This is a genomic window from Streptomyces boncukensis (genome assembly GCF_011045075.1).
GTDB lineage: Bacteria > Actinomycetota > Actinomycetes > Streptomycetales > Streptomycetaceae > Streptomyces > Streptomyces boncukensis.
Window position 1 is genome coordinate 1 of the sequence record NZ_JAAKZZ010000021.1, and the last position, 12,875, is coordinate 12,875.

The window sequence follows — 12,875 nt, forward strand, 5'->3', positions numbered from 1 at the left end:
CCCCCCCAGCGGGCGCGGCCGACGGCCGCGCGACACCTCCCGCAGCGCGCGGACCGCTGCTATCTTCACCTAACAAACGTTTGGTGGAAAGGTAGCTGATCCGCTCATGGGTGTCTCCACCTCCGCCCCCGAAGAGGGCGTCGCCGTTGTCACCATGGACTTCCCGCCCGTCAACGCCCTCCCGGTGCGGGGCTGGTACGACCTCGCCGCCGCGCTCCGCGCCGCCGGGGCCGATCCCGGGGTGCGGTGCGTGGTGCTCACCGCGGCCGGACGCGGCTTCAACGCCGGTGTCGACATCAAGGAACTGCAGCGCAGCGCGGACCACGCGGCCCTCATCGGCGCCAACCGCGGCTGCTACGAGACCTTCGCCGCGGTCTACGACTGCGAGGTCCCGGTCGTCGCGGCGGTGCACGGCTACTGCGTGGGAGGCGGGATCGGCCTGGTGGGCAACGCGGACGCGATCGTGGCGAGCGAGGACGCGTGCTTCGGTCTGCCGGAGCTGGACCGGGGCGCGCTCGGCGCCGCCACCCACCTGGCCCGGCTGGTCCCGCAGCATCTGATGCGGACCCTCTACTACACCTCGCGCACCGTCACCGCACACGAGCTGCACCGGCACGGATCGGTGTGGCGGGTGGTGCCGCGCGAGCAGCTTCAGGACGCCGCCCTGCGGTTGGCCCGCGAGATCGCCGCCAAGGACGGCTCCCTCATCCGCCTCGCCAAGGCCGCGATCAACGGCATCGACCCGGTCGACGTGCGCCGCAGCTACCGCTTCGAGCAGGGCTTCACCTTCGAGGCGAACCTCAGCGGCGTCGCCGACCGGGTACGCGACACCTTCGGCACCGCGGGGAAGGAGCCGTCATGAGCAAGGTGATGACGGCCGAGGCGGCCGTGGCCCGCCTGAGCAGCGGTATGACGCTCGGCATCGGCGGCTGGGGGTCGCGGCGCAAGCCGATGGCCCTGGTGCGCGCCCTGCTGCGCTCCGACGTCACCGACCTCACCGTCGTCTCCTACGGCGGTCCGGACGTCGGCCTCCTCGCCGCCGCCGGGAAGATCCGCAAACTGGTCGCGGCCTTCGCCACCCTGGACTCCATCCCCCTGGAGCCACACGTCACGGCGGCCCGGCAGCGGGGCGCGTTCGGGCTGGTGGAGCTGGACGAGGCCATGGTCATGGAGGGGCTGACGGCCGCGGCGCACCGGCTGCCCTTCCTGCCGGTCCGGGCCGGTCTCGGCTCGGACGTGATGCGGGTCAACCCGCACCTGCGCACGGTCACCTCGCCCTACGAGGACGGCGAGGAACTCGTCGCGGCCCCCGCGCTGCGGCTGGACGCGGCCCTGGTGCACCTCAACCGCGCGGACGCGCACGGCAACGCCCAGTACCTGGGCCCCGACCCGTACTTCGACGACCTGTTCTGCCAGGCCGCCGACGCCGCCTACGTCTCCTGCGAGCGGATCGTGGACACCGCGGACCTGCTCAAGGCCGCCGCCCCGCAGACCCTGCTGGTCGAACGGCCCTTCGTGACCGGTGTCGTGGAGACACCGAACGGCGCGCACTTCACCTCCTGCGCCCCCGACCACGGCCGCGACGAGCCCTTCCAGCGCGCCTACGCGCAGGCCGCCCGCGACCCGGAGACCTGGCGGTCCTTCAGCGAGCGCTTCCTGTCCGGCGACGAGGGCGCCTACCAGGCCGCGGTGGCGGCCTTCCACAAGTCCCCTGGCAAGGAGGGAGCCCGATGACGGTCACCCGGGCCGAGTACTGCGTGATCGCCTGTGCCGAAGCCTGGCGGGACGCCGGTGAGGTCCTGGCCAGCCCGATGGGCACCGTCCCGTCGATCGGGGCCCGGCTGGCGAAGCTGACCTTCGCCCCCGGCCTGCTCCTGACCGACGGTGAGGCGTCGCTGACGGCGGACGTCCCGGCGGTCGGCGCCCAGGCCGGGGTGGTCGAGGGGTGGCTGCCCTACCGCCGGCATCTGGCCCTGGTGGCCACCGGGCGGCGGCACGTGATGATGGGCGCCAGCCAGATAGACCGGTACGGCAACCAGAACATCTCCTGCATCGGCGACTGGGCCCGGCCCGAGCGGCAGCTGCTCGGCGTGCGCGGAGCCCCGGTCAACACCCTGAACAATCCGACCAGTTACTGGATCCCCCGGCACTCCACACGGGTGTTCGTGGAGCGCGTCGACATGGTCTGCGGCGTCGGCTACGACCGTGCCGCCGCGGCCGGCCCCTCGGCGACCCGCCACCACCACCTCGCGCACGTCGCCAGCGACCTGGGCGTGTTCGACTTCGCCACACCTGACCGCACGATGCGGCTGCGCTCTCTCCACCCCGGCGTCACCGTCGAACAGGTCGCCGACGCCACGGGCTTCGCGCTCACCATCCCGGACGCGGTGCCGTACACCCGCGAGCCCACGCCCCGGGAACTGCGGCTGATCCGTGAGGTCATCGACCCGGAAGGGCGGCGCACCCGCGAGGTGCCGGAGCCATGAGCGACGTCACGATCGCCACCCCGCTGACGCAGCTGACCGGCGTGCGGCACCCCCTGGTGCAGACCGGCATGGGCTGGGTGGCCGGACCCCGCCTGGTGTCCGCCACCGCCGACGCCGGGGCCCTGGGCGTCCTCGCCTCCGCCACCATGACCACGGAGCAGCTCCGCTCGGCGGTCCGCGAGGTCACATCCCGTACGGACGCGCCCTTCGGGGTCAACCTGCGGGCGGATGCCGGTGACGCGGCCGAGCGGGTCGGGGTCATCATCGAGGAGGGCGTGAAGGTGGCCTCCTTCGCGCTCGCGCCGAGCCGGGAGGTGATCTCCCGGCTCAAGGACGCCGGCGTCGTCGTCATCCCCTCCGTCGGCGCGCGGCGGCACGCCGAGAAGGTCGCCGCGTGGGGTGCGGACGCGGTGCTGGTGCAGGGCTCGGAAGGCGGCGGGCACACCGGCAGCGTCGCCACCACCGTGCTGCTCCCGCAGGTCGTGGACGCCGTGGACATCCCGGTGATCGCGGCGGGCGGCTTCCACGACGGGCGCGGTCTGGCCGCGGCCCTCGCCTACGGCGCCGTCGGGGTCGCGATGGGCACCCGCTTCCTGCTCACTTCCGACAGCACCGTCCCCGACCCGGTCAAGGCCCGCTATCTGGCCGCCGCCGTCCAGGACGTCACGGTCACCACCAAGGTCGACGGCCTGCCCCACCGGATGCTGCGCAGCGAACTCGTCGACACGCTGGAGCGCTCCGGCCGGGCCGCGTCCCTGTGGCGCGCGGTCCGCCACGCCGCCGCCTTCCGGCGCGAGTCCGGCATGAGCTGGGCGGCGCTGGTCCGCGACGGCCTGGCGATGAGGCACGGCAAGGAGCTGACCTGGAGCCAGGTCCTGCTCGCGGCCAACACCCCGATGCTCCTCAGGGCGGGGATGGTCGAGGGCCGCACCGACCTCGGCGTGCTGGCCTCCGGACAGGTGGCCGGGCTGATCGACGACCTGCCGTCCTGCGCCGAACTCGTCGACCGGATCATGGCCGAAGCGCAGGCGGTGCTGCGCCGGCTGCCCCACCCGGAGTGAGCCGGGCGGGGCAGGGGACCGTACCCGCCCCGCCTCTCAGAGCCGCTCGATGATGGTGACGTTGGCCTGTCCGCCGCCCTCGCACATCGTCTGCAGGCCGTAGCGGCCGCCCGTGCGCTCCAGCTCGTGCAGCAGCGTGGTCATGAGCCTGGTGCCGGTGGCGCCCAGGGGGTGGCCCAGGGCGATGGCGCCGCCGTTGACGTTGACCTTCTCCGGGTCGGCGCCGGTCTCCTTCAGCCACGCCAGCACCACGGGCGCGAACGCCTCGTTGATCTCGACCAGGTCGATGGCGTCGAGCGTCATCCCGGACTTCTTCAGCGCGTACGCCGTGGCCGGTATCGGCGCCGACAGCATGCGGATCGGGTCCTCGCCGCGGACCGAGAGGTGGTGGACGCGGGCGCGCGGGGTCAGACCGTGCTCCCGTACGGCCCGTTCGCTCGCCAGCAGCATGGCGGAGGCGCCGTCGGAGACCTGGGAGGAGCAGGCGGCGGTGATGCTGCCGCCGTCGACGACCGGCTTCAGCCCGGCCATCTTCTCCAGGCTGGTGTCGCGGCGCGGCCCCTCGTCGGCCGTCACCTCACCGTAGGGGACGAGCTCCCGGTCGAAGCGGCGCCCGTCGATCGCGCGGAGCGCCCGCTGGTGGGAGCGCAGCGCGAACTCCTCCATGTCCACGCGGGAGACGCCCCACTTCCGGGCGATCATCTCGGCGCCGGCGAACTGGTTGACCGGCCGGTCTCCGTACCTGGCCCGCCAGCCCTCGGAGCCGGCGAAGGGGCCCTGGGTCAGGCCGAGCGGTTCGGCGGCCTCCCGGGTCGCGAAGGCGATCGGGACCATCGTCATGTTCTGCACACCGCCGGCGACCACCAGGTCCTGGGTGCCGGACAGCACCGCCTGGGCGGCGAAGTGCGCGGCCTGCTGGGAGGAGCCGCACTGCCGGTCCACCGTCACGCCCGGCACCTCCTCCGGCAGACCGGCGGCCAGCCAGCAGGTGCGGGCGATGTCGCCGGCCTGCGGTCCGACGGTGTCCAGGCACCCGAGGACGACGTCCTCGACGGCCGCCGGGTCGGCGCCCGAGCGCTCCATCAGCGCTGTGAGCACGTGCGCGCCGAGATCGGCGGGGTGCACGGCGGACAGCCCGCCGCCGCGCCTGCCGACCGGGGTGCGGACCGCTTCGACGATATATGCCTCGGCCATGGCCACTCCCTTTCGCTCTCACGGTGTCATGCGCGCAGGGTGATGCCCTCCAGCACCATCGACAGGTACTGGCGGGCGATCTCCTCCGGGGTGTGCTGCCCGCCCGGCCGGTACCAGGACGCGGCGACCCAGACGGTGTCGCGCAGGAAGCGGTACGTGAGCCGGACGTCGAGGTCGGCACGGAAGGCCCGCTCGGCCACTCCGCGCTCCAGCGTGCCCAGCCACGCCTTCTCGAACTTCACCTGCGAGTCGGCGAGATACCCGAACCGCGGCTGGGTCTGCAGGTGCTTGGCCTCCTTCTGGTAGATCGCGACGGCGGCACGGTGCCGGTCGATCTCCCGGAAGGACTCGGTGACGAGCGCCTCGACGGTCTCCCGGGGACCGAGGCCGGCGGCGAGTACGGCGTCGTAGCGGGCCCACAGGTCGTTCAGGAAGCCGGAGAGGATCTCGTCCAGCATCGACTCCTTGGAGTCGAAGTGGTAGTAGAGGCTGCCCGCGAGCATCCCCGCCTCGTCCGCGATCCGGCGGACGGTGGTGGCGCGGTAGCCCTGCGCGGCGAACACCTCGGCGGCGGTGGCCAGGAGCTGCTCGCGCCGCTCGGGCGCGGCGCTCACGGCCGTCTTCCTACGGTCACTCTTGCTGTTCGGCACCGGATCATTCTCGCCTCACGCGTGCTGACTGCTGACCGGGACGACCTCGCCTGTCATATACGACGAGTAGCCGGACGCCAGGAACACGATCACGTTGGCCACCTCCCACGGCTCGGCGTACCGCCCGAACGCCTCCCGGGCCGTGAGCTCCGCAAGGAGCTCCGGGGTGGTGACCTTGGCCAGGTGCGGGTGCATGGCGAGGCTCGGTGCGACGGCGTTGACCCGGACCCCGAACTCGGCGGCCTCCAGCGCGGCGCACCGGGTGAGCGCCATGACCCCGGCCTTCGCGGCGGCGTAGTGCGCCTGGCCCTTCTGCGCCCGCCAGCCGATCACCGACGCGTTGTTCACGATCACCCCGCCGGCTTCCGAGGCCGCCATCCGGCGCAGCGCGGCGCGCGTACAGCGGAAGGTGCCGTTCAGCGTGGTGTCGAGGACCTTCTCCCACTGCTCGTCCGCCATGTCGACGAGAGCGGCCGTACCGCCGAGACCGGCGTTGTTGACGACGATGTCCAGCCGCCCGTGCCGCTCCTGCACGAGGTCGAACAACGCGGTGACCTGCGCCTCGTCGGTGACGTCACAGGGGAGCCGCGCGACCCGGTCAGCGCCGAACGCGCCGGCCAGTTCCGCGGCGGACTCCTCCAGCCGGCGCGCGTGGGCGTCGGAGACGACGACCCGCGCGCCCTCCTCCAGGAGCCGCCGCGCGGTCGCGGCGCCGATCCCGGCGCCCGCGGCGGCGGTGACGAGGGCGGTGCGGCCGCTCAGCAGCCCGTGTCCGGGCAGGTAAGGCGGCGGCGTACTCATGGCCGGGCCCCCTTCGGCAGGCCGAGGACGCGCTCGGCGACGCTGCTCATGGCGGCTCCGCACGGCTCTCGACGACTTTCGACGGCTCTCGACGGCTGACGTCCCGCACGTTAATCTACCAAACACTTGTTAGGGAAGGAGGGGGTCGATGTCCACCGCCCGGACGGCGCCCGAGGAGCCCGTGCGCTACGAACGCCGCGGATCCGTCGCCGTGGTCACAATGAACCGCCCGGAGTACCGCAACGCCCAGAACTCGGCCATGACCTACGCCCTGGACCGGGCCTTCTACCGCGCGGCCGACGACGACGAGGTCAGGGTCGTCGTCCTGGCGGGGGAGGGGAAGCACTTCTGTGCCGGACACGACATCGGCACCCCGCAGCGCGACGCCCACCTGCCGTTCGAACGCAGGGCCGGACTGTGGTGGGACCACTCCGGCAAACAGGGCGCCGAGAGCCGCTTCGCCCGCGAGTCGGAGGTCTACCTGGGCATGTGCCGCCGCTGGCGGGAGCTGCCCAAGCCGTCGATCGCCTCGGTGCAGGGCGCGTGCGTCGCCGGGGGACTGATGCTCGCCTGGGTGTGCGACCTGATCGTCGCTTCCGAGGACGCCTTCTTCGCCGACCCGGTGGTCCGCATGGGCATTCCGGGCGTCGAGTACTTCGCGCACCCGTGGGCGATGCCGCCCAGGATCGCCAAGGAGTTCCTGTACACCGGCGACCGCATGAGCGCCCGCCGGGCGTACGAGATCGGCATGATCAACCGCGTCGTACCGCGCGCCGAACTCGCCGACCGCACCGGGGAACTGGCCGCGCGCGTCGCCGAGATGCCTCGTATGGGCCTGGCCCTGACCAAACGGGCGGTCAACCAGGCGGAGGACCTTCAGGGGATGCACGCCGGCATGGACTCCGTCTTCGGCCTGCACCACCTGGCCCACGCCCACAACGCCGAGACCGCCGCCGACTCCCTCGGCGGCATGGACGTCCGGGCGATGAAGGAGGCGGGATCCTGATGGACCTCTCCTTCTCGCCGCAGGAGGACGCCTTCCGCGCCGAGGCGCGCGCCTGGCTCACCGCCCACGTGCCCGGCACCCCACTGCCCTCCCTGGAGACGGCGGAGGGCTTCGCGGCCCACCGCGAGTGGGAGCACACGCTGCACGCGGACCGCTGGTCGGTGGTGTCCTGGCCCGAGGAGTACGGCGGCCGGGGCGCCTCGATCCTCCAGTGGCTGATCTTCGAGGAGGAGTACTACGCGGCCGGCGCCCCCGGCCGGGTCAGCCAGAACGGCATCAACCTCCTGGGCCCGACCCTCTTCGAGCACGGAACCGCGGAGCAGCGGGCCCGGATCCTGCCGCCGACGGCGAGCGGCGAGGTCGTCTGGGCCCAGGCGTGGTCCGAACCGGAAGCCGGATCCGACCTCGCCTCGCTCCGCTCGACCGCGCGGCGCGCCGACGGCGGCTGGCTGCTCTCCGGCCAGAAGACCTGGTCGTCCCGGGCCGCGTTCGCCGACCGGGCTTTCGGACTGTTCCGCAGCGCCCCGCACACCGACAGACCCCACCAGGGCCTGACCTACGTGATGTTCCCGCTGGACGCCGACGGCGTGACCGTACGCCCCATCGGGCGCCTCGACGGCAAGCCGGCCTTCGCCGAACTCTGCCTCGACGACGTCTTCGTGCCCGACGAGGACGTCGTCGGCGAGCCGGGTCGGGGCTGGCGGGTGGCGATGAGCACGGCGGGCGACGAACGCGGCCTCACCCTGCGCAGCCCCGGCCGCTTCACGGCAGCCGCCGACCGCCTCACCGCGCTGTGGCGCAGCACCGCAGCCCCGTCCGACACCGCGCTGCGCGACCGGGTCGCCGACGCGGTCATCGGAGCCCGCGCCTACCAGCTGTTCGCCTACGCGGGCGTCTCCCGCCTGGCGGCGGGCGGATCCGTCGGAGCGGAGTCGAGCCTGAACAAGGTCTTCTGGTCCGGCCTGGACATCGCCCTGCACGAGACCGCCTTGGACCTCCTCGGCCCGTACGGCGAACTCGCCGACGCCGCCGCCGAGGCGCCCGCGCACGGCAGCTGGGCCGAGGGCTACACCTTCGCCCTGGCCGGGCCGATCTACGCCGGGACCAACGAGATCCAGCGCGACATCATCGCCGAGCGGCTGCTCGGCCTGCCGAAGGGACGCCGGTGATGCGGTTCCTCCTCGACGACGAGCAGCGCGAGTTCGCCCGCTCGCTGGACGGCATGCTGACGGCGGCCGGGACCCCGGCGGTGGTACGCGCCTGGGCGGCCGGAGACCACGGCCCCGGGCGTGCGCTCTGGGTCCGCCTGGCGGAGGCCGGCGTCTTCGCCCTGGCCGTCCCGGAGGAGCAGGAGGGGATGGGCATACGTCCCGTCGAACTCGTGGTCGCTTTCACGGAGGTGGGCCGTCATGCGGTGCCCGGTCCGCTGGTGGAAACGGTGGCCGTGGCCGCGCTGCTCGACCACCTGGACGACACCGCTCTGGCCACGGCCTGGCTGCCGGGCATCACCTCCGGCAAGACGGCCGCCTCGCTGTGTCTGCTGACGCCCGACACCCCCTACGCCCTGGACGCGGACGCCGCCGGCGTTGTCTTCGTCGTCACCGAGGACACGTTGCGCGTGGCGGAGTCGGCAGGTCCCGTCCAGCCGTCGGCCGACCCGGCGCGCCGCCTGGCCCGCCCACGTGGCGGGACCGTGCTCGCCCAGGGGTCTGGGGTGCGGGCCGCCGCCGCGCGCGCTGCCGACGTCGCGGCACTGGCCACCGCCGCCCAGGCCCTGGGACTCGGCCGGGCCCTGCTCGACCGCACGGTCGACTACGTGAAGCAGCGCGCCCAGTTCGGTCGGCCCATCGGCTCCTTCCAGGCGGTGCAGCACCGCCTGGCGGACACCCTGATCGCACTGGAATTCGCACAGCCCCTCGTCCACGCGGCGGCGGTCGCTCTGGCGGCAGGGCAGCCGGACAGCGTCCGCGGCATCGCGGCGGCGAAGGTGGCGGCAGGCGAGGCGGCCCACGGAGCCGCCCGCACGGCTCTGCAGTGCCACGGCGCCCTCGGCTACACGGAGGAGCTGGACCTGTCCCTGTGGATCCGCAAGGCCCGCGCCCTGCGCACCGCCTGGGGGTCGCCCGCGGCCTGCCGCGCCCGCGTCCTCACGGGCTGATCGCGCCCCGCACCGCGCACGGCTGTCGACCGGGCCGGCCGGCCCCGAGCGCACCGTGGCGCCGGCCGTGGCTCAGCGCCGCGCCCGCAGGCCCTCGATGAGCAGGTCCAGGCCGAACTCGAAGAGCCGGGTGAAGTCCGTGCTGGTGAGCGCGGGCAGGCCGGCCTCAAGGTGCGGGTACGTCCCGGCCGCCACCGCATCGGCGAGGACACCCGGATCTGCCGGGCCGCCGTTTCCCAGCTGGAGGGCGGCCTGCTCCTCCAGAGTGTGGCCCACGGTGAAGTTGGCCACGGTGTAGAGCGCCCGCGCTGCGTCGTCGTCGGGGAAGCCCGCCGCACGCATGACGCCTGCGACCGCGTCGGCGAAGGCCAGGGTGTTCGCCCCCGTCGCGTACGTACCGGCGAACACCCGCGCACCGTCACGGCGGGCGAGCAGGGCCGCGCGCATCGCGCGGGCCAGGGCGGACAGCCGCTCGCTCCAGTCGCCGCTGTCCGCCTCGGCTGCGGCGTCCGCGACGCCGTCCATCATGCGCTCGGCCATCGCCGTCAGCAGGTCCTGCTTGGTCGCGAAATAGCGGTACAGCGCACCGGCCTGCACGTCCATCGCATCGGCGAGCCGCCTCATGGTCAATGCGTCGAGCCCTGACCGGTCCAGCAGGTCGAGGGCCGTCTGCAGGGTGCGCGCACGGTCGAGTCGCGGGGGCCGGCCTCGGGCCGGGCTTGACGGGGAGCTCATGGGCCCCACTATAGTGAACAGCGTTCACGTGAACACTGTTCACAAATAGGAGGAGGGCAACTCCGATGGACGTCGACGTGATCGTCGCAGGCGCGGGACCGACCGGGCTGATGCTCGCGTGCGAGCTGGCGCTGGCCGGCGTGCGGACACGGATCCTGGAGCGCCGCACCGAGCCGCAGCGGGACTCGCGTGCGCTCACCCTGCATCCGCGCAGCCTGGAGCTGATGGATCAGCGCGGGCTGCTCGACCGGTTCCTGCCGCTCGGCCGGACCGTGCCCGGCTGGCACTTCGCCCAGCTCCCCACCCATCTCGACTTCTCCGCGCTGGACTCCCGGCACGGCTACACGCTCTTCCTCGCCCAGGCACGCACCGAGGCGCTCCTCGAGGAGCGGGCCCGCGAGCTGGGTGTGGAGATCCTGCACGGCCACGAGGTCGTCGCTCTGAGCCAGGACGACGACGGGGTCGAGGTGCGGGTGCGGGCCCCCGGGGGCGTCGGGACGCTCCGCGCCCGGTACGCGGCCGGGTGCGACGGCGGACGCAGCCGGGTGCGGGAGGCCGCCGGGATCGGCTTCCCGGGCACCGACGAGACCCTCACCGGTGTGCTCGGCGACTTCGCCGTGACCGGCGCCGACCCGGCGGCCCTCGAAGCGGCACGGGCCCGTGGCGTCCTGATCGCGCCGCTGGAGGACGGTCTGACCAGGCTGGTCTACGTGGATCCGGAGCGGATGCGGGTGCCGGCCCGGGAGCTGGTGACCCTGGAGGAGTTCCGTGCGTCCCTGATCCGGATCTGCGGCTCCGACTGCGGCATCGCCGAGCCCCGTTGGCTCTCGCGCTTCGGCAACGCCACCCGTCTCGCGGAGAGCTACCGCTCCGGCCGGGTCCTGCTGGCGGGCGACGCAGCCCACATCCACTTCCCCGCGGCAGGCCAGGGGCTGAACACCAGCCTCCAGGACGCCATGAACCTCGGCTGGAAGCTGGCCGCCACCCTCAACGGCTGGTCGCCGCCCGGACTGCTGGACAGCTATGACGAGGAGCGCAGCCCGGTCGCCCGCGCCGTCACCGAGAACACCGAGGTGCAGACGCTGCTCGCGGAGCTGACGCTGGTCCCGCAGTACCAGCGGCCCGGTGCCGCCCTCCGTCAACTCTTCGACGGACTCCTGCGCATGGACGAGGTCAACCGCATGCTCGCCGCCCAGGTCTCCGCGCTCGGCACCGCCTACCCGCCGGCGAGCCCCGGGACCGACCCGCTGGTGGGGCGGCGGATGCCCGACATCGGGCTGACCGCCACCGCGTCGGAGGCGACGCGGGTCTACGAGCTGCTGACCGAGGGCCGGTTCGTCCACCTCGACCTCGCGGGCGACCCGGACCTCGGGACGGCCGTCACGGGCTGGGGCTCACGCGTCACCGCCGTCACTGTCACGCAGCGGGAGGACCACGCCGACCTGGAGGGCGTGGCCGAGGTCCTCGTACGCCCCGACGGCCACATCGCCTGGGCCACCCGCACCGTCGACATCGCCGCGCGCCGGGACGAGCGGCACGAGGCGCTCACCGCCTGGGCCGGAACGCCCTACCGACACCCAGCCGCGCTCACCGACGAGCCGCCAGCACTGCCGCGAGACCCTCTCGCAGGTCCTTGACGAAGTACTCGGGAACCTCCAGCGACGGGAAGTGCCCCCCGGTTTCGGGCGACCCCCATCGGACGATCTGCCGGTACCGCTCCTGTGCCCAGGGGCGCGGACACTTCTCGATGTCGCGGGGATACATACTGACTGCTGAGGGGACGTCGACCCGGAGTTCGGGGTCGAGTGAGTTGTGGCTCTCGTAGTAAATGCGGGCCGCCGACGCGCCGGTCCGCGTCAGCCAGTACAGGGTGACGTCGTCAAGAATGCGGTCTCTGGAAATCGTTTCGAACGGACTGTCTTCGGTGTCCGACCACTCGGCGAACTTGTCGAGGATCCAGGCAAGAAGCCCGACCGGTGAGTCTACGAGCGAGTAGCCGATGGTCTGCGGCCGGGTCGCCTGCTGCTTCGCGTACGCCGCTCGGTGGCGCCAGAAATCGCGGGTTTCCTCGGTCCACTTGCGCTCGGCCGCCGTCAGCCCGTCCGTCGTCAACCCGGGCGGTGCCTCCGCGAACGTCGTGTGGATGCCGAGAACGTGCGCCGGGAACCTGCCGCCGAGGACGGTGGTGATATTGCCTCCCCAGTCGCCGCCGTGGGCTGCGAATTGGCTGTAGCCGAGCCTTCCCATCAGTTCCACCCATGCGGCCGCGATCTTTTCGGTTCCCCACCCGGTGGTGGCCGGTTTGTCGCTGTAGCCGAAGCCCGGTAGCGATGGGGCCACGACGTGGAACGCCGGCGCGTCCGCGTCTTCCGGATCCGCCAGCTCGTCCACTACGTCGATGAACTCGGCAATGCTGCCCGGCCAGCCGTGCGTCAAGAGCAGGGGAGTGGCGTCTGCGCGCGCGGACCGGCGGTGCAGGAAGTGGATTCCCAGATCGTCAATGACCGTGCGGAACTGGCCGATCCGGTTGACGCGCTCTTCGAACGACCGCCAGTTGTACCCGGTGCGCCAGTAGTCCACGACGTCGACGAGGTCGGCGAGCGGAACGCCCTGTTCCCATCGGCGCGGGTCGGGCGCGGCGCGATGGACCGTCTCGGCCTCCGGTAGCCGTGCCGCGCCCAGTCGTGCGCGCAGATCGTCGAGGTCGACGTCAGGTGCGTGGGCTTCGAATGCTTGCACGTCGCTGGTGGGGCGGGGCATGAGACCTCCTGGTCACAGCGGAAC

General features: G+C 72.8%; 13 protein-coding genes. 8 read left to right on the plus strand and 5 right to left on the minus strand.

Going from position 1 to position 12,875, the window contains the following annotated elements; all coding sequences use genetic code 11:
• Window positions 1–106 precede the first annotated feature (106 nt).
• Genes G5C65_RS03890 through G5C65_RS03905 form a run of 4 tightly spaced genes read left to right on the plus strand, consistent with a single transcriptional unit; the run spans window position 107 to window position 3,547 of the window.
• A complete protein-coding gene (locus G5C65_RS03890; protein WP_165297169.1) occupies window positions 107–862 on the plus strand; it encodes an enoyl-CoA hydratase family protein in 756 nt (251 codons plus the stop codon).
• A complete protein-coding gene (locus G5C65_RS03895) occupies window positions 859–1,734 on the plus strand; it encodes a CoA transferase subunit A (protein WP_165297170.1) in 876 nt (291 codons plus the stop codon). Before G5C65_RS03890 ends, G5C65_RS03895 begins: the two co-directional genes overlap by 4 nt.
• Complete coding sequence (locus G5C65_RS03900; protein WP_165297171.1) at window positions 1,731–2,486, plus strand: CoA-transferase subunit beta; 756 nt, start codon at window positions 1,731–1,733, stop codon at window positions 2,484–2,486. Before G5C65_RS03895 ends, G5C65_RS03900 begins: the two co-directional genes overlap by 4 nt.
• A complete protein-coding gene (locus tag G5C65_RS03905; protein ID WP_165297172.1) occupies window positions 2,483–3,547 on the plus strand; it encodes an NAD(P)H-dependent flavin oxidoreductase in 1,065 nt (354 codons plus the stop codon). The genes G5C65_RS03900 and G5C65_RS03905 overlap by 4 nt, the downstream gene beginning before the upstream one ends.
• A gap of 36 nt (window positions 3,548–3,583) precedes the next feature.
• Here the strand turns inward: G5C65_RS03905 and G5C65_RS03910 are convergent, their stop codons facing one another.
• The 3 genes from G5C65_RS03910 to G5C65_RS03920 are packed head-to-tail and all read right to left on the minus strand — an operon-like array spanning window position 3,584 to window position 6,192.
• Window positions 3,584–4,741, minus strand: a complete 1,158-nt coding sequence (locus G5C65_RS03910) for an acetyl-CoA C-acetyltransferase (RefSeq protein WP_165297173.1) — start codon at window positions 4,739–4,741, stop codon at window positions 3,584–3,586.
• Between the two features lie 26 nt (window positions 4,742–4,767).
• A complete protein-coding gene (locus tag G5C65_RS03915) occupies window positions 4,768–5,355 on the minus strand; it encodes a TetR/AcrR family transcriptional regulator (RefSeq protein WP_420903274.1) in 588 nt (195 codons plus the stop codon).
• 51 nt (window positions 5,356–5,406) lie between these two features.
• Window positions 5,407–6,192: an SDR family oxidoreductase gene (locus G5C65_RS03920; protein WP_165297175.1), complete on the minus strand. Its 786-nt coding sequence runs from the start codon at window positions 6,190–6,192 to the stop codon at window positions 5,407–5,409.
• 148 nt (window positions 6,193–6,340) lie between these two features.
• Between G5C65_RS03920 and G5C65_RS03925 the strand changes: the two genes are divergently transcribed.
• Genes G5C65_RS03925 through G5C65_RS03935 form a run of 3 tightly spaced genes read left to right on the plus strand, consistent with a single transcriptional unit; the run spans window position 6,341 to window position 9,356 of the window.
• Window positions 6,341–7,198, plus strand: a complete 858-nt coding sequence (locus G5C65_RS03925; RefSeq protein WP_165297176.1) for an enoyl-CoA hydratase — start codon at window positions 6,341–6,343, stop codon at window positions 7,196–7,198.
• Window positions 7,198–8,367 carry an acyl-CoA dehydrogenase family protein gene (locus G5C65_RS03930; protein WP_165297177.1) on the plus strand — a complete coding sequence of 390 codons (1,170 nt, stop codon included), beginning with the start codon at window positions 7,198–7,200 and terminating at the stop codon, window positions 8,365–8,367. Before G5C65_RS03925 ends, G5C65_RS03930 begins: the two co-directional genes overlap by 1 nt.
• Window positions 8,367–9,356: an acyl-CoA dehydrogenase family protein gene (locus tag G5C65_RS03935; protein ID WP_165297178.1), complete on the plus strand. Its 990-nt coding sequence runs from the start codon at window positions 8,367–8,369 to the stop codon at window positions 9,354–9,356. The genes G5C65_RS03930 and G5C65_RS03935 overlap by 1 nt, the downstream gene beginning before the upstream one ends.
• Window positions 9,357–9,428: 72 nt before the next feature.
• On the opposite strand, the gene G5C65_RS03940 is transcribed toward G5C65_RS03935, so the two are convergent.
• Complete coding sequence (locus G5C65_RS03940) at window positions 9,429–10,091, minus strand: TetR/AcrR family transcriptional regulator (protein ID WP_206441212.1); 663 nt, start codon at window positions 10,089–10,091, stop codon at window positions 9,429–9,431.
• A gap of 65 nt (window positions 10,092–10,156) precedes the next feature.
• Between G5C65_RS03940 and G5C65_RS03945 the strand changes: the two genes are divergently transcribed.
• Window positions 10,157–11,728, plus strand: a complete 1,572-nt coding sequence (locus G5C65_RS03945; RefSeq protein ID WP_165297180.1) for a monooxygenase — start codon at window positions 10,157–10,159, stop codon at window positions 11,726–11,728.
• Here G5C65_RS03945 and G5C65_RS03950 read toward each other — a convergent pair.
• On the minus strand, window positions 11,679–12,851 hold the full coding sequence (locus tag G5C65_RS03950; RefSeq protein WP_165297181.1) for an epoxide hydrolase family protein: 1,173 nt from the start codon (window positions 12,849–12,851) through the stop codon (window positions 11,679–11,681). The genes G5C65_RS03945 and G5C65_RS03950 overlap by 50 nt on opposite strands.
• Window positions 12,852–12,875: the final 24 nt, after the last annotated feature.